General features: G+C 64.7%; 19 protein-coding genes. 9 read left to right on the forward strand and 10 right to left on the reverse strand.

Going from position 1 to position 17,278, the window contains the following annotated elements; genetic code table 11:
* The first annotated feature begins 99 nt into the window (after positions 1 to 99).
* The 3 genes from phaZ to P0Y59_23975 all read left to right on the forward strand — a co-directional run bounded on the left by phaZ (position 100) and on the right by P0Y59_23975 (position 2,450).
* Positions 100 to 1,314, forward strand: a complete 1,215-nt coding sequence (phaZ, locus tag P0Y59_23965; GenBank protein ID WEJ99913.1) for a polyhydroxyalkanoate depolymerase — start codon at positions 100 to 102, stop codon at positions 1,312 to 1,314.
* 429 nt (positions 1,315 to 1,743) lie between these two features.
* Positions 1,744 to 2,112, forward strand: coding sequence for a hypothetical protein (locus P0Y59_23970; GenBank protein WEJ99914.1), 369 nt, complete (start codon positions 1,744 to 1,746; stop codon positions 2,110 to 2,112).
* 191 nt (positions 2,113 to 2,303) lie between these two features.
* On the forward strand, positions 2,304 to 2,450 hold the full coding sequence (locus P0Y59_23975) for a hypothetical protein (protein ID WEJ99915.1): 147 nt from the start codon (positions 2,304 to 2,306) through the stop codon (positions 2,448 to 2,450).
* A gap of 6 nt (positions 2,451 to 2,456) precedes the next feature.
* On the opposite strand, the gene P0Y59_23980 is transcribed toward P0Y59_23975, so the two are convergent.
* The 3 genes from P0Y59_23980 to P0Y59_23990 form a co-directional block, all read right to left on the reverse strand.
* A complete protein-coding gene (locus P0Y59_23980) occupies positions 2,457 to 3,413 on the reverse strand; it encodes a glucokinase (protein ID WEJ99916.1) in 957 nt (318 codons plus the stop codon).
* A 165-nt stretch (positions 3,414 to 3,578) separates the two neighbouring features.
* On the reverse strand, positions 3,579 to 4,757 hold the full coding sequence (locus P0Y59_23985; GenBank protein WEJ99917.1) for an acetyl-CoA C-acyltransferase: 1,179 nt from the start codon (positions 4,755 to 4,757) through the stop codon (positions 3,579 to 3,581).
* Positions 4,758 to 4,810: 53 nt separating this feature from the next.
* Positions 4,811 to 5,269 carry a MaoC family dehydratase gene (locus tag P0Y59_23990; protein WEJ99918.1) on the reverse strand — a complete coding sequence of 153 codons (459 nt, stop codon included), beginning with the start codon at positions 5,267 to 5,269 and terminating at the stop codon, positions 4,811 to 4,813.
* Between the two features lie 295 nt (positions 5,270 to 5,564).
* Here P0Y59_23990 and P0Y59_23995 point away from each other — a divergent pair, with 295 nt between their 5' ends.
* The gene (locus tag P0Y59_23995; GenBank protein WEJ99919.1) at positions 5,565 to 6,059 is read left to right on the forward strand and encodes a hypothetical protein; all 495 of its coding nucleotides are present in this window, start codon (positions 5,565 to 5,567) and stop codon (positions 6,057 to 6,059) included.
* A gap of 108 nt (positions 6,060 to 6,167) precedes the next feature.
* Here the strand turns inward: P0Y59_23995 and P0Y59_24000 are convergent, their stop codons facing one another.
* Positions 6,168 to 7,430 (reverse strand): mechanosensitive ion channel family protein, encoded by a 1,263-nt coding sequence (locus tag P0Y59_24000; GenBank protein WEJ99920.1) that lies wholly within the window; start codon positions 7,428 to 7,430, stop codon positions 6,168 to 6,170.
* Positions 7,431 to 7,434: 4 nt separating this feature from the next.
* Complete coding sequence (locus P0Y59_24005; GenBank protein ID WEJ99921.1) at positions 7,435 to 8,436, reverse strand: DNA topoisomerase IB; 1,002 nt, start codon at positions 8,434 to 8,436, stop codon at positions 7,435 to 7,437.
* 98 nt (positions 8,437 to 8,534) lie between these two features.
* On the opposite strand from P0Y59_24005, the gene P0Y59_24010 reads away from it, so the two are divergent.
* The gene (locus P0Y59_24010; GenBank protein ID WEJ99922.1) at positions 8,535 to 9,542 is read left to right on the forward strand and encodes a right-handed parallel beta-helix repeat-containing protein; all 1,008 of its coding nucleotides are present in this window, start codon (positions 8,535 to 8,537) and stop codon (positions 9,540 to 9,542) included.
* Positions 9,543 to 11,303: 1,761 nt separating this feature from the next.
* Here the strand turns inward: P0Y59_24010 and P0Y59_24015 are convergent.
* Together P0Y59_24015 and P0Y59_24020 are read right to left on the reverse strand one after the other, a co-directional pair.
* Entirely contained in the window at positions 11,304 to 12,671 is a 1,368-nt protein-coding gene (locus tag P0Y59_24015; protein WEJ99923.1) for a putative O-glycosylation ligase, exosortase A system-associated, read from the reverse strand.
* Complete coding sequence (locus P0Y59_24020) at positions 12,664 to 12,825, reverse strand: hypothetical protein (protein WEJ99924.1); 162 nt, start codon at positions 12,823 to 12,825, stop codon at positions 12,664 to 12,666. Before P0Y59_24020 ends, P0Y59_24015 begins: the two co-directional genes overlap by 8 nt.
* A gap of 101 nt (positions 12,826 to 12,926) precedes the next feature.
* Between P0Y59_24020 and P0Y59_24025 the strand changes: the two genes are divergently transcribed.
* Together P0Y59_24025 and P0Y59_24030 are read left to right on the forward strand one after the other, a co-directional pair.
* Positions 12,927 to 14,168: a glycosyltransferase, exosortase A system-associated gene (locus P0Y59_24025; protein ID WEJ99925.1), complete on the forward strand. Its 1,242-nt coding sequence runs from the start codon at positions 12,927 to 12,929 to the stop codon at positions 14,166 to 14,168.
* Entirely contained in the window at positions 14,138 to 15,337 is a 1,200-nt protein-coding gene (locus P0Y59_24030; GenBank protein ID WEJ99926.1) for a hypothetical protein, read from the forward strand. The genes P0Y59_24025 and P0Y59_24030 overlap by 31 nt, the downstream gene beginning before the upstream one ends.
* A 3-nt stretch (positions 15,338 to 15,340) precedes the next feature.
* Here the strand turns inward: P0Y59_24030 and P0Y59_24035 are convergent, their stop codons facing one another.
* Positions 15,341 to 15,652, reverse strand: a complete 312-nt coding sequence (locus tag P0Y59_24035; protein ID WEJ99927.1) for a hypothetical protein — start codon at positions 15,650 to 15,652, stop codon at positions 15,341 to 15,343.
* A complete protein-coding gene (locus P0Y59_24040) occupies positions 15,649 to 15,828 on the reverse strand; it encodes a hypothetical protein (GenBank protein WEJ99928.1) in 180 nt (59 codons plus the stop codon). Before P0Y59_24040 ends, P0Y59_24035 begins: the two co-directional genes overlap by 4 nt.
* Before the next feature lie 91 nt (positions 15,829 to 15,919).
* Here P0Y59_24040 and P0Y59_24045 point away from each other — a divergent pair, with 91 nt between their 5' ends.
* Positions 15,920 to 16,555, forward strand: coding sequence for a S24 family peptidase (locus P0Y59_24045; protein WEJ99929.1), 636 nt, complete (start codon positions 15,920 to 15,922; stop codon positions 16,553 to 16,555).
* Positions 16,556 to 16,600: 45 nt separating this feature from the next.
* Here P0Y59_24045 and P0Y59_24050 read toward each other — a convergent pair whose 3' ends face one another.
* A complete protein-coding gene (locus P0Y59_24050) occupies positions 16,601 to 16,780 on the reverse strand; it encodes a hypothetical protein (GenBank protein WEJ99930.1) in 180 nt (59 codons plus the stop codon).
* 166 nt (positions 16,781 to 16,946) lie between these two features.
* Here P0Y59_24050 and P0Y59_24055 point away from each other — a divergent pair, with 166 nt between their 5' ends.
* A complete protein-coding gene (locus P0Y59_24055; GenBank protein ID WEJ99931.1) occupies positions 16,947 to 17,159 on the forward strand; it encodes a hypothetical protein in 213 nt (70 codons plus the stop codon).
* Positions 17,160 to 17,278: the final 119 nt, after the last annotated feature.

Genomic DNA, 17,278 nt, shown 5'->3' on the forward strand with positions numbered 1-17,278 from the left:
GGCAGGGACGCCCAATAGTATGTCCGTTTCGATTGCTTATGCTGCGACGCACACCTATGCCTTGGTCTAAGGTAACCGTTTTCCGATATTGGGTACGCGATGCTCTATAACGCTTATGAAATGCAGAAATCGATGCTGGCGGGGGCCAGCGCGATGGCCAATTTCGGCGCGGGGATGCTGTCGAATCCGGCCAATCCCTTCGCCTATTTCGGCGGCGGCTCGATCATCAGTTCAGCGCTTGAAGTGTTCGCCCATGCCGCAGCTCCGCGCGGCAAGCCCGATTTCGGGCTCGATCGCACCGTGGTTGACGGCGAGGACGTCAGCGTGGTCGAGGAGATCGTGCTGCGCAAGCCGTTTGGCCAGCTCAAGCGTTTCGTGCGCGACGGTGTCGAGGGCGCTCCGAAGCTGCTGATCGTCGCGCCGATGTCGGGTCATTATGCGACCCTGCTGCGCGGCACGGTCGAGCGGATGCTCCCGGTCGCCGACGTCTACATCACCGACTGGCGGGACGCGAAGCTTGTTCCGCTGAGCGACGGCAGCTTCGACCTGGACGATTATATCGATTATCTGGTCGAGTTCATGGAACTGATCGGCCCGGGCGCGCATATGCTCGCGGTCTGCCAGCCGTCGGTGCCTTGCTACGCCGCCGCCTGCCTGATGAGCGCCGACAAGCATCCGTGCCGGCCGAAGACGCTGACCATGATGGGCGGCCCGATCGACACACGCGAAGCGCCGACCGCGGTCAACACCTTGGCGACCGAGCGGCCGCACAGCTGGTTCGAGAACAACGTCATCGCGACCATCCCGGCGACCTATCCTGGCGCAGGGCGGCGGGTCTATCCGGGTTTCCTGCAGCTCAGCGGGTTCATGACCATGAACCTCGGCAACCACATGATGTCGCATTACGAGATGTTCAAACACCTCGTGCAGGGCGATGACGACAGCGCCAACGCGACCAAGGATTTCTACGAGGAATATCGCTCGGTCTGCGACATGACCGCTGAATTCTATCTGCAGACGATCGACGTGGTGTTCCAGGATCATGCGCTGCCCAAGGGTACGATGACTCATCGCGGCCGCCTCGTCGATCCGGCGGCGATCACCGATATCGGCATCCTGGCGATCGAGGGGAAGCGCGACGACATTTCGGGCCTGGGCCAGACCAGGGCGGCGCTGACGCTCGCAACGGAACTGCCCGAGGCGAAGAAGAAATATCTGGTGGCCGATGCCGGCCATTACGGCATTTTCAACGGCAGCAAATGGCGCAACCAGATCGCGCCGGTGCTTGAAGAATGGATGGCGTCGAACGCCTGAAACCAGGCGTCGACAGTCATTTAGCCTCGCCCATCCAGTCGTCGTGCCGAACGTGTTTCAGGGTGGCTAAGATTAGGGCGTAGACTTAAAAGTGGCCTGTCCGCTGCCGCTCTACTTGCGGATATGCTGGAGCCGCGCGAAAACGGGACCGAGAGTGACAAGCAGCTTCGCGATGTCGGAACAGGTGAAGCCATATCTCCTTTTGGTGGAAGCCATTTGGGAAGACGATCCTGTAAAACTTCAGAAGCTCTTTATGACCTACCCGGATTTTCGCGATTTCCTCGTTTCTGCCTTCGGCTCTTGGTTGCACTATGCTGCAAAGGTCGGCCCCCACTTTCGGAGGTAGCGTCGGTTCGCATTATACCTCGATTGCCGACATGCCCGTTTGCAACCATAACGACTACACCGGGGGGTGGTGGACGGATATCGATGAAATACCAAGACCAAAAGATCAGAGCAATTGGCCGTCTGACGGCTATTGCGACTGTATTGACGATGCTGCTTGCGGTCAGCCTGATCTATCCCGATCGATTGCAAGGCTTCGTCCAAAGCTTCCCACTCTATCGGCTTGGAGACAAATATATCTGGATGGGTGTGCTTATCACTATGGTTCCGATCTGCTGGGCGCTGGACCTTACTCTGATATTTACATCGCCTGAGCAGGAGGTCCGCCTCGTCGCCTGGTCGAAGCGATGGCTTAAGACGACAAGCGATTTTGAGAGGATTACCTTCGACACGTTCGATCCCGACTATCGCAAGGTGGCATGGCGCTACTTTCTGGATCGCCGCAGGGGCTGATCGGAGGGAAGTTCGCTTACTGTCCTTGCCAATCCGTAAGCTGCCAGACCGCTTACCACCCAATGTCGGCCTTTCAGCCTTCATGCCAAAAGCGGTCGTTTATGAGTTCACGGTCTAATAGGTCCGATCAGGGCATGCTGGAACAGGCACTCTCCGCCATCCGTTGATATGCATCCTTCTGGAGAGAATCGATGCGTAGCAACAAGATCGCGCTCGCTGCCGCCCTTGCGCTGGCGGGGCTGGCCGTTTCGGGATGCCGCTATGGTCATCCCGGTCATGACAGCGACCGACATCATGGCCACCATCGTGGCGATGGCGATCGCGACGGCAATCGTTGAGGCATGCTAGCCGTCGCGTAGTGCGGCGGCGGCGCCGGTCAGTTCAAGATCGGACCGGTTGACGATCGCGACAGGCACCTCGCCGAGTTGCCGGCGAAACGCGTCCTTGGCCTCAAGCCGCTTGCGGAATTGCGGGTCGCTCAGATGCATGTGCAGCGCACGGGGGATGGGGCCTGTCAGATACACGCCCTCCCAGGCACCGAAGGCGAGAACAAGATCGCCGATAAATGCCCCCAGATAGCCGGCGACCATTCGCGCGACGGCTGTGGACACCGGATCGCGCCCCGCGGAGCGGGTAACTTCCTCCGGGCTGCGGACGACCTTGCCTCCTTCGGCCAGCGCCGCATAGGCGGCGACTAGCCCGTTCGCGCTGAGCAGGGATTCCGCGCTCGGCTGGCCCCTGACGCGCACATGGGCAGCGAATTTCTCCTCGTCCGGGGTGGCGGGGGAGAAGGTCATATGGCCGGCCTCGCTCGCCACGGGCAGCAGCTTGCCGTTCGATCCTGCGATCAGCGCCGCGACGCCAAGGCCGGTGCCGATGCTGACCACGATATAGTGGCCGCCGGGCTGGACCAGCCGGGTCGATTGCGTTCCCACCGGGGTGAAGGCGCTCTGGTTGAGCGTGGTGAGGGCAAGCGCCGTGGCCGCGCATTCGTTGAGCGCGCGGGGCCGGGCGCGGAGTACCGCCTCGACGCCGGAGAGCGAGATGTACCAGCGGCTGCCGGTGAGGTTGATCAGGTCGCCGCGCGCCGCGCCGGCGACCGCGAGAACGCTGGGCAGAGTCGCGTCCCGCATTCCCACGTCGCCAAGATAGGCGAGCAGCGCGCTGGTGAAAGTGGCATGCTCGGCGGTGTGGTAGCTGCGCACGTCGCGCGGCAGGATGCCCGCTGTGCCGCCGCTGAGTGCAAACCGTACCGATTGGCGGCCGATATCGGCCACCAGCCCAATGTCGTCGCCCGTCATCGCCCACCCTCTCAAGCCGCCCTCCTATGCGGGAGGGTCGATCATGTGAGCGGTACCATAGAGTTCAGGGGTTACCTAGACGCTAGTTCACCCGGCGGAATGCCGTCTACGTCGTTATCCGCCGTGGGAAAGGGGAGGGTGCCGTCGGACACCCTCCCGGTCAAGTCACAGGACCTCGAACAGCCCGGCGGCACCCTGGCCGCCGCCGATGCACATCGTCACGACGACATATTTCGCGCCGCGGCGCTTGCCTTCGATCAGCGCATGGCCGGTCGCGCGCGCGCCGGTCATGCCATAGGGATGGCCGATCGAGATCGCGCCGCCCGAGACGTTGAGCAGCTCGTTGGGAATGCCGAGCTTGTCGCGGCAATAGAGCACCTGCACCGCGAAAGCCTCGTTCAGCTCCCACAGGCCGATATCGTCCATCTTCAGGTTGAAACGCTGGAGCAGCTTGGGGATGGCGACGATCGGGCCGATGCCCATCTCGTCCGGCTCGGTGCCGCCCACCGCGATGCCGATATAGCGGCCAAGCGGCTGGAGCCCGCGCTTCTCGGCCAGCTTCTCCTCCATCAGCACCGACGAGGAGGAGCCGTCTGACAGCTGGCTGGCATTGCCGGCGGTGATCGTCATGCCCGGGCCCATTACCGGCTGGAGCGCCTTCAGACCTTCCAGCGTGGTGTCGGCGCGGTTTCCCTCATCCTTCGAGAGAGTCACTTCCTTGTAGGTGACTTCCTTGGTTTCCTTGTTGACCACCGCCATGGTCGCGGTGACCGGAACGATCTCCTTGTCGTAATAGCCGGCGGCCTGGGCGGCGGCGGTCCGCTGCTGCGACTGGAGCGCATATTCGTCCATCACGTCGCGGCTGATGGCGTAGCGCTTGGCGACCACCTCGGCGGTGCCGAGCATCGGCATGTAGATGTCCTTGTGCATCGCGACGAGCTCGGGGTCGGGCGCGACGTTCATCTTGGGGGTCTGGACGAGGCTGATGCTCTCGACGCCGCCGCCGATGGTGATCTCCATCTGATCGGTGATGATCTGCTTCGCGGCGGTAGCGATCGCCATCAGGCCCGACGAGCATTGCCGGTCGATCGACTGGCCGGCGACGCTGACCGGCAGGCCGGCGCGGAGCAGCGACGTGCGCGCGATATTGCCGGCCTGATGGCCCTGCTGCAGGGCGCAGCCGAACACGACATCGTCGACCTCGGCCGGATCGATCCCGGCGCGCTCGACCGCTGCCTTGATCGAGTGGCTGGCAAGGGTGGGCGCGGGGGTGTTGTTGAACGCGCCGCGATAGGCGCGGCCGATCGGGGTACGGGCGGTCGAAACGATGACGGCGGAACGCATGGGAGAGGTCCTTTCTTCAAGCCCCTTCCCTTCGGGGAGGGGGCTTTAGGGTTTCAAACGAAAATCTGGCTGATCCATTCGGCGATCATCGCAGGCTTTTCCTCGCCCTCGATCTCGACGGTGAATTCGTTGGTCTGCTGCCACTGGCCGGGGCGCTTCTCGGCGAACTCGATCAGCTTGAAGCGGCCGCGCACGCGCTTGCCGGAGCGGACCGGCTGGAGGAAGCGGACTTTGTTGCCACCATAGTTGATCCCCATCTTCACGCCCTCGATCTGCGGCGCGTCGGCGACCTTGGACGCGAGCAGCGGCATCAGGGAAAGGGTGAGAAAGCCATGGGCGATGGTGCCGCCGAACGGCGTCATCGCGGCCATCTGGGGATTCACATGGATGAACTGGTGGTCACCCGTCGCGTCGGCGAACTTGTCGATCATCTCCTGGCTCACCTCCACCCAGTCGGAGACGGTCTCGGTGCCGATGCGGCCGGCCATTTCCTGCGCGGTGATGGTTGGCATGGATATCCTCGGATATTGTTAGCTTCCGCGTCCTCTAGGCACGCCGGCCCGGCGCGCGCAAGCCTTGCCCGACCGGAAACTTGAACCGGGGCGATGACGTAGCGTCCATGGCGCGTGAATCGGTGGATAGGCACTACGGCGAGAGCGAACCCGAGCTTCTAAAAGCACCGACTCGCGAATCATACCGGTCGCAATTTGGTCGAGTCCGTCGAACGCCGCACCGTTTGCCCGGATCCTCGCGATAGGGGCGCCGCAGAAGCCTGAACTTGGGCATTTGTTTTTCCTGGAGCAGTACATGATCTTTCACGTTTCGATCGATGCCGACAATCCCCGGCATGTCGCGGAGGTGATCGCCGAATTGTGGGATGGGCAGGCGACGCCCTTCCCGCCGGTGATCGCGGGAAGCTGGGTCGCGATGGCCGGCGACGAGCGCAACACCATCATCGAAGTCTATCCGCGCGGGACCGAACTGGTGCCGGCCGATGGCGACGCTGATTCCTATGGCGTGATCGGATCTCCCAATCGCCGCTCGGCGACTCATGTCGCCATCGCGACGCACATGGGCGCGACCGAGGTGTTCGCCATCGCGGAACGTGAGGGCTGGCCGGCCAAATATAGCAAGCGCGGCGGCGCCTTCGGCGTGATCGAGTTCTGGGTCGAGGGCAGCCGGATGATCGAGGTGCTGACTCCGGTGATGCAGGGAGAATATCTCGGCGCGATGACCCTCGGGAACTGGAACGCCATGCTCGCCTCGGCCGTGGTCGGCCAGCGCCAGCCGGAGATGGCCTGATCTTCCTCCTCTTCATCTACGATGAGGAGGAAGAAGGGGATCAGCTTCCCGGCCTCTTCCGTACGAATTTCTCGTCACGACAGCGAGCCGGTCGGCGTTCGGCCCTGGTCATGGAGGCGTGTCCTGATCGACGGCCGACCGGTCCCCGGACGGCTTGAGTTCCATGGCCGTTTCGGGGGTGGTGGGGGTGTCGACGACGGGCGCCGCGTTTTCGCCGTAAGGCGGCGCCTCGGGATAGGGCCCGATCAGGCCGCCAAGTGCTGCCGCGGTGAACGAAGCCTGGGTCGAATAGGCCAGCTCGATACCTTCAGCATTCAGGCGCCTGACGATACCGAGGCCGATGGCGTGGCGGGCATCGAAGAAATCGTCGAATGCGGCGGTCGGCGAGTCGAACTCGACATCGAAATCATAGCTCGACTGACCGAAGCCGATGAAACCGGCGCGAACGAAGGTACGGCCGCATTTCTCGATCACTTCCTGCAATATGTCGGGCAGGCGTTCCATCTTCTCGACCGGAGTCCATCGCACCACGCCGAGCTTGAACTGGCCGCGGCGATAGGCACGCTGGCTGTTGTTGAGAATCTCCTTGTCGAGGAGTTTCCTGTTGGCGATGATCCGTTCTTCGCCCGTCGCCGCGCGCACGCGGGTCGATTTCAGCCCGATCGCCTCGACCGTGCCCGAGCTGCTGTCATAGGTGATCGCGTCGCCGCGTCGGAAAGGCCGGTCGAACAGGATCGCCAGCGCCGCGAAGAGGTCAGCGAAGATGCCCTGCGCGGCCAGGCCGATCGCGATGCCGCCGACGCCGAGACCGGCAACGAGGCCAGTCACGTTCACCCCGAGATTGTCGAGCACGACGATCAGCGCGATGGCGAACAGCGCGAAGGTAACGAGCAGGCGGATGATGCCCATCGCGCTGCCGATCGCCTCGCCCGAGTAGTTTTCGGAATGGGTGCGATGTTCGATCGCGCCGAGGATGATCTCGCGCGCCCAGATCGCCGCCTGGAATACCGCCGAGACGGTGAACAGGAAGGAGATCGTCGTCGTCACCTCGCGCGGCGCATTGGCGTAGCCGGCGACCAGCTTGGCCGCGACCATGATGATGAAGAAATTGCCGGTCTTGACGATGGCGCGGCCGAACACGGTGCCCCACCCGGCCTGGCCTGGCCGCAAGTTGCACAGCTTGTTGCCCATCTGTCGAAGGAACATCAGCCCGGCGACGACCACCGCTGCCGCGGCGACGGCGATGATGATCTGCAACCAATGGGTCTGGATCCAGATCGAGCTGGCGGTGAACAGGTCCTCCGCCTGGTCCTGTACGTTGGACGCTGAAAGGACAGGCGCCTTTGCCTGGCTGTTGTTCGTTACTGTCATGGAATTATGCTGCCTTGGCGGGCGCCGCGGCACCAGGGTTTTCTAGGAAATCGACCAGCCCGCGTTCGGCGCGCGAGAGATAATGGGTTGAGCGGGGCAGGGGCTTGGCCCGTAACGCCGCCTGACCATCCTTCACCGCCGCGAGCAGGGCGGGGTGGACATAGGATTTGCGGGCGATCGCAGGAGTGTTGCCTAACGCCTCGGTGACGGGTTCGAGCATCGTCTTCAGGCTGATGTCGCTACGGGCGCCGGCCAGCGTTTCGAAGGCGAGGACGCTCGCCCCCCAGGTGCGGAAATGCTTGGCTGAATAATCCTCGCCCATCGCCTCGCGGATATAGGCATTGACGTCCGAAGAGGTGACGGGATGGGCCTCGCCCGCCGAATCGATCCAGCGAAACAGGTGCTGGCCGGGCAGGTCCTGGCATTTCCTGACGAAACGGCTGAGCGACCCGTCAGTGATCGTCAGTATTCGCAGCTTGCCCGACTTGGCCTTGTACTGGAGCTTCAGGGTCTTGCCGCGCAGATTGGCGTGGCGCTTGCGCAACGTGGTCGCACCGAAGCTCTTGTTCGCCTTCACATAGCCTTCGTTGCCGATGCGGACATGGCCGAGATCGAGCAGCCGCACGATGGCGGCGACGGCAGTCTCCTTGTCGAGTCCGCGGCGCTTCAAATCCTGGTCAACGCGGGCGCGCAATCTGGGCAGGGCACGGCCGAACGGCGCGCACAGTTCGTATTTGGCGGATTCCTGCGCCTCGCGGAACTCCGGGTGATAGCGATATTGCTTGCGGCCCTTCTCGTCCCAGCCGATCGCCTGGATATGGCCGTTGGGTTTGGGGCAATACCAGGCGTCGCGATAGGCCGGGGGCAGGCCGACCGCGTTCAGCCGGTCGATCTCCTCGCGATCGGCGATGCGCTTGCCTTCCATATCCCAATAGCCCCAGCCATGCCGGACCTTCCTGCGGGTGATGCCGGGCTCGCTGTCGTCGCAATAGATGATCTTCGCCATGGGCCAAAAAATGCGCGAGGGTGCCCGTTCGTTCCGGTAACTGATCGGTCATCGGTCATGGAGTAACCTCGACGACGTCTTTTCCCCCGGAGAAACCGATGCACCGTCCCGTTTCCCTGCTCGTGCTGAGCCTGTTCGCGCTTGCCGCCCCCGCATATCCGCAAGCTTCCGCCCGGGGTCCCTTCACCGTGACGGAACTACGCCAGTCCTTCGGCCGCCTCGACGAGGCGCTGGCCGCGTTAAAGGGCGCTGACGGCACGATCACCATCGCGCCGGGCCGTTACAATCAGTGCGCGGTGCAGGACGCGGGCCGGGTGGCTTTCGTCGCCGAGGTGCCGGGCAGCGTGGTGTTCGACCGCGGCGTGTGCGAGGGCAAGGCGACGCTGGTGCTGCGCGGCACCTCGGCCCGTGTCGACGGCATCGTCTTCACTCATGTCCTGGTCGACGACGGTAACGGCGCGGGCATCCGGATCGAGAAAGGCGATCTCGTCGTCACCAACGCCATGTTCGTCGACAACCAGTGCGGCATCCTGTCGGCCGACGACGCGGGCAGCACCATCTCGATCGATCATTCGACCTTTGCCGGGTTGGGCAAGGACCCGACCGGGCATGGCGCTCATTCAGTCTATGTCGGTGGCTTCGGCATGGTGAAGATTACGCGGTCGCGCTTCGAACGCGGCACCGGCGGCCATTATGTCAAGATTCGCGCCCCTCGGGTCGAGATCCTCGACAACAGCTTCGACGACAGCGCGGGCCACGCCACCAACTATATGATCGATCTGTCGAACGGCGCGACCGGGCGGATTGCGGGCAACAGCTTCGTCGCTGGTCCCGACAAGGAAAACCATTCGACGATGATCACCGTCGCCCCCGAAGGCGTCAAGAACAGCTCAGCCGGATTGATCGTGGAGCATAATGTCGCCCGGCTCTCGCCCGGCTTCAGCTGGAACACGACCTTTGTCGGCAACTGGTCGGGCGACCGTATCATCGTTCGCGACAATGATCTCGCCGACCGGATCGAGCCGGTCGGGTCGCGCGGGCAGCTTTCGGGTGCTGCCGGCCTCGTCGACAAGGTGCGAGCCAAGGTGATGGGCAAGATATTCTAGACACGCAATACGCCGCCACAGGCCGCTGTCGGTGATCTGGTCCATCCGGAAGAAACGCCGCATCGCCGGGAAAGCGGGGTCGACCACCCGATTCATATAGGCCGGGCCAAGCAGGCCGCCATGTTCATCCGACATCGGGCGGAGGCGCCGCCGGATGCCGTAGCTCTCGCGCCGTACCCATGCCGGGCGGATTCGGGAGGACCATTCCGACATGCGGTGCGCGCGACTGGGCGGACCGGCAAAGTCATGGCCATAGGCCGAGGGCTGGCGCGCCAGTTCCGGGTCGATCGCGGCGAGAAGCCGGGCTTCGAAGCGGCCCGCCTGTTTGAGGCGCATCGGCAGCGCCATCGCGCCGGCGACGACCTGATGATCGAGGAATGGCATGAGATAGGCGCCATAGCGCGCCTCCATGCTGATCTCCCGCCCGAACAGCGAGCGGCACCGCACGCGCGGATAGATCTGCTCGATCTGCGCGCGGGGGATCGGTCCGGTCTCTCCGGGTATTTCGAGCGCGTCGCGGATCTTGTCGCTGATCCGGCGCAGGAACCGGGTCGGATCGAACAAGGCGGTCGTGTCGCGCCGGATGAAGCGCGCGAAGAACGTGCTGGCGACCGTGGCGGCGGTGATCGGCCGGTCGGTAAGGAAGAAGAAATCGCGATAGATTTCGCCGCAGCCGCCCGATGCGGCCAGCCCGCCGCCGGCATGGCGCGCGTCGCGCGCGATGGCATTGCCGCCATTGTCGAAGATGTTGCCGAAATTGGGCAGGCCATCGAATTCGTGGAAATTGCGCTCGACCTGATCGACGAACTCGGCAGGGTCGAGATCGGCGGCATGCTTGTCCATCCAGCGGACCTGAAAGCCCTGGGCAGTGCCGATCGCCCGGGCGATCTCCACGTCCGGGCTGCCCGGCGGCCCATAGACATAGACCTCCGGGCGGCTCCCCGCCGCGCGCAGCGCCGCGAGCAACAGGCGCGAATCGAGCCCGCCCGACAGGGGGCAATGCACCCGGTCGCCGAAATGGCCGACATGGGCGGCGATCACTTTCTCCAGGCGTTCGCGGTTGTCCCGGAGCCGTTCCTCCGGCGGCATGTCGCGCAGCAGGCCCGGCAACGGCTTGGTCGTGGCATGCACCACGCATCCCCGCTCCGTCAGTTCGATGATCTCGCGCGGCCCCAATGTCTTGAGTTCGGCAAAGACCGTGTCGTCGCCGATCGGCACGACATTGAAGGCGAATTCATAGAGGCCCTGGCTATCGAAGCTCAGCCGCGGCAGCGCCCTGGCGGCGGCGAGCAACGAGGTCGAAAAGACCGTTCGTCCCTGATCATGGAAGATCTGAAAGGCCGCGAAATAATCGGTGAACAGGAAGTTGCGGCCGCCCTTGCGGACGAACGCGACGAAATGGCCACCGATGCGCGACCAGTCCAGTGTCGGCAGCGCCGCGGATTCAAGCAGCTTGCGCAGCGCCGCTTCGCCCATCAGCCCGTCGAAGGTCAGGGTGCCGGCAATCGCGACGAGATCGTCACCCTGTACGAGCAGGTTCTCCGGGCCGCCGACGATATGCGGCAGATGCAGCAATCGCCAGCCCGGCAGCTGCCGTTCCACGCCCGCCATCCGGAAACCGTGCAGCGCGAACTGCGCACGCGCGCCGGCCAGTGCCGCATCGGCGAAATTAGGGTCAGCCGTCTGGACTAGGAACAATCCGGCCATGGGAATCTCATCTTTCGCAAGGACGTGAGGCGTAGGTGTTGAGCAAAGCCACCGTCATATGGCTGCCGGGGTCTGCGGGGCAGTGGCGCGCCTGGCGCGGATGGGTCGCCAGACCATCTCGCTGCGCTTGCGCGCCAGATACGTGTCCAGCGCGATCTGCGCCCCGATCAGCATATAGACGAACGGGCTGAGCGCGATGCCGACAAAGGCGGCGCCGAGCAGGTAGATCAGATGTCCACTTTGCAGGGCGCTGGCCAGCGGCGCGACCCAGGCCTGGTCCGGCGGCGCGCGCCGATAACGGTGCCGCAATATCTCCATGCGGAAAATGCCGATCAGGTTGATCGCCAGCCACAGCGCGAGACCGGGATAGCCTTGCTCGCCAAGCATCTCGAAATAGGAGCTGTGATAGGCACGTGCCTTGTCGGTGGTCAGCTTGCTCGCGACCGTGACGTTGCTGCCGGAACCCGACGCCGAGACGAGGTCGTAGCGCAGCACGTTCTGGCGATAGGTCTCGAAGCCCCCGCCGAACGGATGGGTCTTGGCGTATTCCCAGGTCCATTTCCACACGGCGACCCGAGTCGAGGCGGATTCGTCCGCCTTGTAGGTCTTGATCGTTCCCATGCGCGCGGTGAAGGCGCTGGGCAGGAACGGGACCGCGACCAGAGCGATCGCGCCGAGCACCCCCAGATACAGCAGCTTGCGCCGCGCATCGCGCAGCAGCAGCACCGCGCACAGGCCGATGCAGAGCAGCCCGGTGCGCGCCGAGGTGCCGACCGGAATCAGCAGGCAGGCGAAGACCAGCGCGTAGCAGAAGACCTTTACCTTCCAGTCGGGCGGAAAGATCGTGCCGAAGCGCGAGAACCACAGGATCAGCGGAATGATCGTGATCGCGACCGTCGAGATGATCGAGCCTTCGTAAAGGCCGCTATTGTTGGAGACCATCAGGTTGAGCTCGCCATAGCCCCCGCCGCTGGCAAGCGTCTTGATCCCGCCGACCATGATGATCGACGACGCGCCCAGGATCATGAACAGCAACAGCGCCTCGATCCGCAGCCGGGTGCGCAAGGTGAGCGGCAGGAAGGCGGCGAACGCAAGCGACTTCCAGACCCAGTCCCATTTGTCCCGTGCCTCGACCGGGAAATCGGCGTTGAGCGTCGTGACGTAGCAATAGAGCAGGAGCAGCAGGATCATGAACTGCCGCGGCGCCACCCGGCTGTCCTTCTTGTCGTCGACCAATATCCAGGACAGCACGCACAATGCCACCGCGATCAGCGAGATCGGCACCGAATTGAGCAGCATGTAGGTCAGTCGCTGCGGCGAGACGATGTCGATATAGACATAGGTCAGCACGAACAGGAACGGCTTGCGAAAGCCGCCGGCGAAGAGCGCAGCAAGAAAGGCGACGAAGACGAGATCACGCACCCGGGCGGTTCCCGCTCTCGGGTGTCGCGCCCTTGGGCGCCGGCGTGGAATCCTCCGGGCCGGGCTCCTTGTCGAGATCGGGACGGCGCAGCAGGACCCAGGCGGCGAGCAGCATCAGGCCGTGGCTGATGGCGAGCGCTAAATTGTCGATCATGCCCTTCGCCTTTTTTGCCCAGCCCATCCCGGGGACCATGGGATGGTTACTCCGGCGCGGGTTGAGGCTCCGTTAAGCAGTGGCGTGGCAGGGAGAATGGCATGCGCATCCTCCATATCCTCGACCATGGCCTGCCCTTGCAGAGCGGATACACGTTCCGCACGCGCGCGATCCTCAAAAGCCAGATGCGGCGCGGCTGGGACGTTGCTGCGGTAACCGGGCCGCGTCACGGCAGGAGCGAGATGGCGGAGGAGACGGTCGACGGGATCGATTTCTTCCGCACCGTCGCGCCACGCCGGTTGCCGAGCCCGTTCGGCGAGCTGCGCGAGATCGACGCCTTCGCCCGGCGGATCGATGAGGTGGTCGATGCCTTCCGGCCGGACATTCTTCACGCCCATTCGCCGGTGCTCGACGCGGTTGCTGGCCTGCGCGTCGCAAAGAAGCGCAAGCTGCCTTTCGTCTATGAGATTCGTGCCTTCTGGGAAGACGCGGCGGTCGGTAATGGTACCGGACGCGAAGGATCGCCGCGCTATCGCGCCACCCGCGCGCTGGAAACCTGGGCAGTGCGCAAGGCTGACGCGGTCGCGGTGATCTGCGAGGGCCTGCGCCGCGATCTGGTGGCTCGGGGGATCGACCAGTCGAAGATCTTCGTCTCGCCCAATGGCGTCGATCTGGAGATGTTCGGCACGCCTCTGCCCTATGACCACGAACTTGCCCGTTCGCTGGGACTCGACGGCGCCGAGGTGGTCGGCTTCATCGGCAGCTTCTACGACTACGAAGGGCTGGACGATCTGATCGCCGCGATGCCGATGCTGGTCGCATCGCGTCCCAGGGCACATCTGCTGCTGGTCGGCGGCGGACCGATGGAGCAGGCCCTGCGTGCCCAGGCGGCGGCATCGCCGGTCTCCGGCCATATCCGTTTCATCGGCCGCGTGCCGCATGGCGAGGTCGATCGCTATTACAGCCTGACCGATGTGCTGGCCTATCCGCGCAAGCGCATGCGGCTGACCGATCTCGTCACGCCGCTCAAGCCGCTCGAGGCGATGGCGCAGCGTCGCCTCGTCGCCGCCTCCGATGTCGGCGGGCACCGCGAGTTGATCCGCCACGGCGAGACCGGCACGCTGTTCCCACCCGGCGATCCTGACGCGATGGCGCGGAGCCTCGCCGGCCTGCTCGCCGATCGCGACGTCTGGGAAGCACGTCGTGAACGCGGCCGGGCCTTTGTAGAAACGGAGCGAAACTGGTCCGTAAATGTGGGTCGTTATGCTCCCGTTTACCAAAAACTTACCAAAACCATGCCATCCGGTAACGCATGGTCGACTCCACCCGCCGTCAACGCCTGAACCTGCCGGTCGCGCCGCTTGTCGCGGCGGTGATCGGCGGCGTTATCGCACTCGCCTTCGCCCTGATCCCGACCGGCCTGCTCGAGGATCTCGTGATCGACAGCGGCCTTGCCGCGGTCATCCCGGCGGCGGCACCGCCGCTCGGTGTCACCGCGCGCGCTGTGCTGATCCTGGCGGCCGGCGGCGGCACCGCGCTGATCGCCTGGTTCGGACTGTTTCTGCTGCTGGGCGACCGGGCAATCGTCGTGCAGAAATCGGGTGAGGCGGATGACGGGAAGGCGCCGGTGCTGCGCCGTGCCGATGCCCATCCCGATGCGCCGGCGCGCCGGCCCCTTTCGGCCAATCGCGAGCTTGGTACGCCGTTCCTCGAAGTACGCGCGCAACGCCCGGTCCACACCCGCGCCGACGAGCCCGAGGACGAGATCGACGATCTGCCGATGGACGAGTCGTTCGCCGAGCGCGATCTGCCCGCCAATCTGGACATGCCTCTCGCTGCCTATGATCCCCATGCAATCCCCGAGGAACCGGTCGACTGGTCCCCGCAACTGGCGCCGCTGCTGAGCAAGCCACGCCAGCAGGTGTTCGATCCGGGCGAGCGCTTCGAGACGTTCGAGCTCACGCCGCTGGTTCGCAACGCCACGCCCGCTCCCGCCTTCATGCCCGAGCTCGAACCCGTCGCGCAGCCCGAGCGGCTTCCCGCGCCTGTCCCGCTGGCGGTGGCCAAGCCGATCCAGGCACTGGAACCGACCCAGGCGTCGGGGCCGATCTATGCGCCTGCGCCGATCGCGCCGCCTGAACCCATGCCGGCATTCGCCCCGACCGAGGCACGCGAGCCTGAGCCGGCCTATACCCCGGTGCCGATCGTGGCGCCGGAGCCGACACCCGCCTTCGCGCCGACCCCGGCGCGCGAGCCGTCGCAATTCTTCAAGACCAGCCGCCCGCTGCGCCCCGAACGGCCGGTCGAGGAGGAGCGTCCCTTCGCCCCGGCGCGACCGCGTGCCTCGGCACGGGTCGAGACCGATCCGTCCGCCAGTATCCACGCATTGCTCGACCGTCTCGAGCGTGGCGTTGGGCGTCGCGAGACGATCATGCCGCCTGCTCCACCGCAGAATGAGGATTCGCTGCAGGAGGCGCTGGTCACGCTGCGCCGCCTCGCCACGCGCGGCTGAGGCTCATTCTTCCACGGTAAGCGCCTCAATCGCGATCGTCGCGATACCGTCCGCGCGGCGCACCGAAGTAACCACGATATCGGCGACGAGGTGCCGTCGAAGCGGCAGGTCCGCCTCAGGCAGCGCGTCGAGCCAAAGGTCGAGTTCGGGTGACATCTCTGCGTCGAGACTCAGCTCGTGCCGTGCCCCGCAGAAGGTCGCGCTCGCCCAGCGAGTCCAGTTCGACTCCATCACCCGTGCCGGACAGCCGGCGCGATGCGAGTCGGTCTCGAGGCTGCGGACGAGCAGGGTGGCGGCATCGGGACCGCGGCTCACCGGTCGCGCCCTTGAGTCAGGAATGCCTCGACGCGCGCGAGGACTCGCTGCCCTAGCTCGCGTCCGTTGCGCAGATCGCCCACCAGCCGCGGATCGTTGACCGACAGGCGGCCGAAGCGTGTGGGTGGCATTCCCGTCTCCTTCAAATACCGATCGATCTTTGCCAGCACCGACATCGCAGCCCTTTCCGAGTCTCTTGATTGTGTTCACTGTCTGTTCCGTAATTTCCAACTTGTCTAGGAATTTTCCTATGCTATTGAAACGGGAATGGAGGCGCCCGATCCTCGCACCGCTCTTGACCGTCTCGTCGAGGCGAGCGGGGAGAGCTATGCGGCACTGTCGCGCATGCTCCACCGCAACCCGGCCTATCTTCAGCAATATGTGAAACGCGGCACGCCGCGCCTGCTGGCGGAGCGCGACCGCAAGCTGCTCGCCGGGTATTTCCGTGTGGACGAGGCGTTGCTGGGCGGGCCCTCGAGGCCAGCGATCCCGGCTGTCGCGCAGGTGCGCCGGCTTGACGTCGCTGCCTCGGCCGGGCCGGGTGGGCTTGCCGAGGACGACCGGCTTCTGGGCGGCGAACTGTTCGATCCGCGGTTGCTCGCCTCGCTCGGCGTGCGGGAAGATCAGAGCGCGGTGCTGCGGGCCCAGGGCGAATCGATGTCGCCGACGATCGAGGATGGCGATCGAATGCTGATCGACGAACGCGACCGGCAGATCGTGGCACGCGGGGGCATCTTCGTCATCCGCCTGGACGGGGCTCTGATGGTGAAACGCGTGGCGAAGACCGGCGGCCGTGTCGCCGTCACGAGCGACAACCTGGCATTCCCGCCGATCCCGTTGCGCGGGCCGGAGGAGGTGGAGGTGCTCGGCCGCGTCGTCTGGTTGTCACGGGCGCTGCGTTGATTGTCCCGTGTCGGTGTGCTCTTGCCGGTGATGCTGCGCTGGTGCCTAGCGCCGCACGTTGAGCAGCCAGATCGCGACCGCCAGGGCGATGCCGATGCCGGTACCGATCAGGAAGCCCGGAACCGGTTCGTACAGGAAGAGACCGGTCACGGCGCCGCCCATCGCGCCGAGTGCGATCAGGACGCCGCCGGCTAGCGGGGTGCGAGTGGGAGGTTTGCTGGCCATGGCCGGCCTCTGCCATGTCCCGCGGCAGGACGCCAGCGTCCCGCTACGGGATCGGTGGGGCTGTCCCAGAAGGGGCGTTTACCACTCGCCCCCGCGGTTGCTGGTGATTCTGCTGATGTGGCACGTGACTTGATGGCATCTCCCGGGGTCATTCCGGGGAGTCTCAATGTCGTATCTGCCGTATCTCGCCGACCGCGGTCAGGTTGCCGATGCCACCGCGCTGATCGCGATGTTCGGCGACGATGCGGGGCTCGAGGCGGCGGCGCGCGCTGACGAGAGCCGTGATATCGGCAATTATCTCCATTTCTGCCGCTGGCGGCAGATCGAGCGGCTGATCCTGCTGCTTTCGGCTGAGACCGCCATCGGCACGGTTCACTGAGATCGCGCGCCAAGCCACTGTCACTTCTGGATTTGACCGGCTAGACCGGGCGAATGTTGCTTTCGGTCGGTCGGCGAGCCGCGCTTCAGTGCGCCGCCGCGGGTCTTTTCATCTGGTCC

This window comes from Candidatus Sphingomonas phytovorans, assembly GCA_029202385.1.
GTDB classification, from domain to species: domain Bacteria; phylum Pseudomonadota; class Alphaproteobacteria; order Sphingomonadales; family Sphingomonadaceae; genus Sphingomonas; species Sphingomonas phytovorans.

What these genes read in the sequence shown, in the direction of transcription:
- P0Y59_24030 (WEJ99926.1), top strand. Translation starts at nt 14,138, where the DNA reads ATGGTCGACTCCACCCGCCGTCAACGCCTGAACCTGCCGGTCGCGCCG.
- P0Y59_23975 (WEJ99915.1), top strand. Translation starts at nt 2,304, where the DNA reads ATGCGTAGCAACAAGATCGCGCTCGCTGCCGCCCTTGCGCTGGCGGGG.
- P0Y59_24005 (WEJ99921.1), bottom strand. Translation starts at nt 8,436, where the DNA reads ATGGCGAAGATCATCTATTGCGACGACAGCGAGCCCGGCATCACCCGC.
- P0Y59_24055 (WEJ99931.1), top strand. Translation starts at nt 16,947, where the DNA reads ATGTCGTATCTGCCGTATCTCGCCGACCGCGGTCAGGTTGCCGATGCC.
- P0Y59_23990 (WEJ99918.1), bottom strand. Translation starts at nt 5,269, where the DNA reads ATGCCAACCATCACCGCGCAGGAAATGGCCGGCCGCATCGGCACCGAG.
- P0Y59_24025 (WEJ99925.1), top strand. Translation starts at nt 12,927, where the DNA reads ATGCGCATCCTCCATATCCTCGACCATGGCCTGCCCTTGCAGAGCGGA.
- P0Y59_23970 (WEJ99914.1), top strand. Translation starts at nt 1,744, where the DNA reads ATGAAATACCAAGACCAAAAGATCAGAGCAATTGGCCGTCTGACGGCT.
- P0Y59_24000 (WEJ99920.1), bottom strand. Translation starts at nt 7,430, where the DNA reads ATGACAGTAACGAACAACAGCCAGGCAAAGGCGCCTGTCCTTTCAGCG.
- P0Y59_23995 (WEJ99919.1), top strand. Translation starts at nt 5,565, where the DNA reads ATGATCTTTCACGTTTCGATCGATGCCGACAATCCCCGGCATGTCGCG.
- P0Y59_24040 (WEJ99928.1), bottom strand. Translation starts at nt 15,828, where the DNA reads ATGTCGGTGCTGGCAAAGATCGATCGGTATTTGAAGGAGACGGGAATG.
- phaZ (WEJ99913.1), top strand. Translation starts at nt 100, where the DNA reads ATGCTCTATAACGCTTATGAAATGCAGAAATCGATGCTGGCGGGGGCC.
- P0Y59_23985 (WEJ99917.1), bottom strand. Translation starts at nt 4,757, where the DNA reads ATGCGTTCCGCCGTCATCGTTTCGACCGCCCGTACCCCGATCGGCCGC.
- P0Y59_24010 (WEJ99922.1), top strand. Translation starts at nt 8,535, where the DNA reads ATGCACCGTCCCGTTTCCCTGCTCGTGCTGAGCCTGTTCGCGCTTGCC.
- P0Y59_24045 (WEJ99929.1), top strand. Translation starts at nt 15,920, where the DNA reads ATGGAGGCGCCCGATCCTCGCACCGCTCTTGACCGTCTCGTCGAGGCG.
- P0Y59_24020 (WEJ99924.1), bottom strand. Translation starts at nt 12,825, where the DNA reads ATGATCGACAATTTAGCGCTCGCCATCAGCCACGGCCTGATGCTGCTC.
- P0Y59_24050 (WEJ99930.1), bottom strand. Translation starts at nt 16,780, where the DNA reads ATGGCCAGCAAACCTCCCACTCGCACCCCGCTAGCCGGCGGCGTCCTG.
- P0Y59_23980 (WEJ99916.1), bottom strand. Translation starts at nt 3,413, where the DNA reads ATGACGGGCGACGACATTGGGCTGGTGGCCGATATCGGCCGCCAATCG.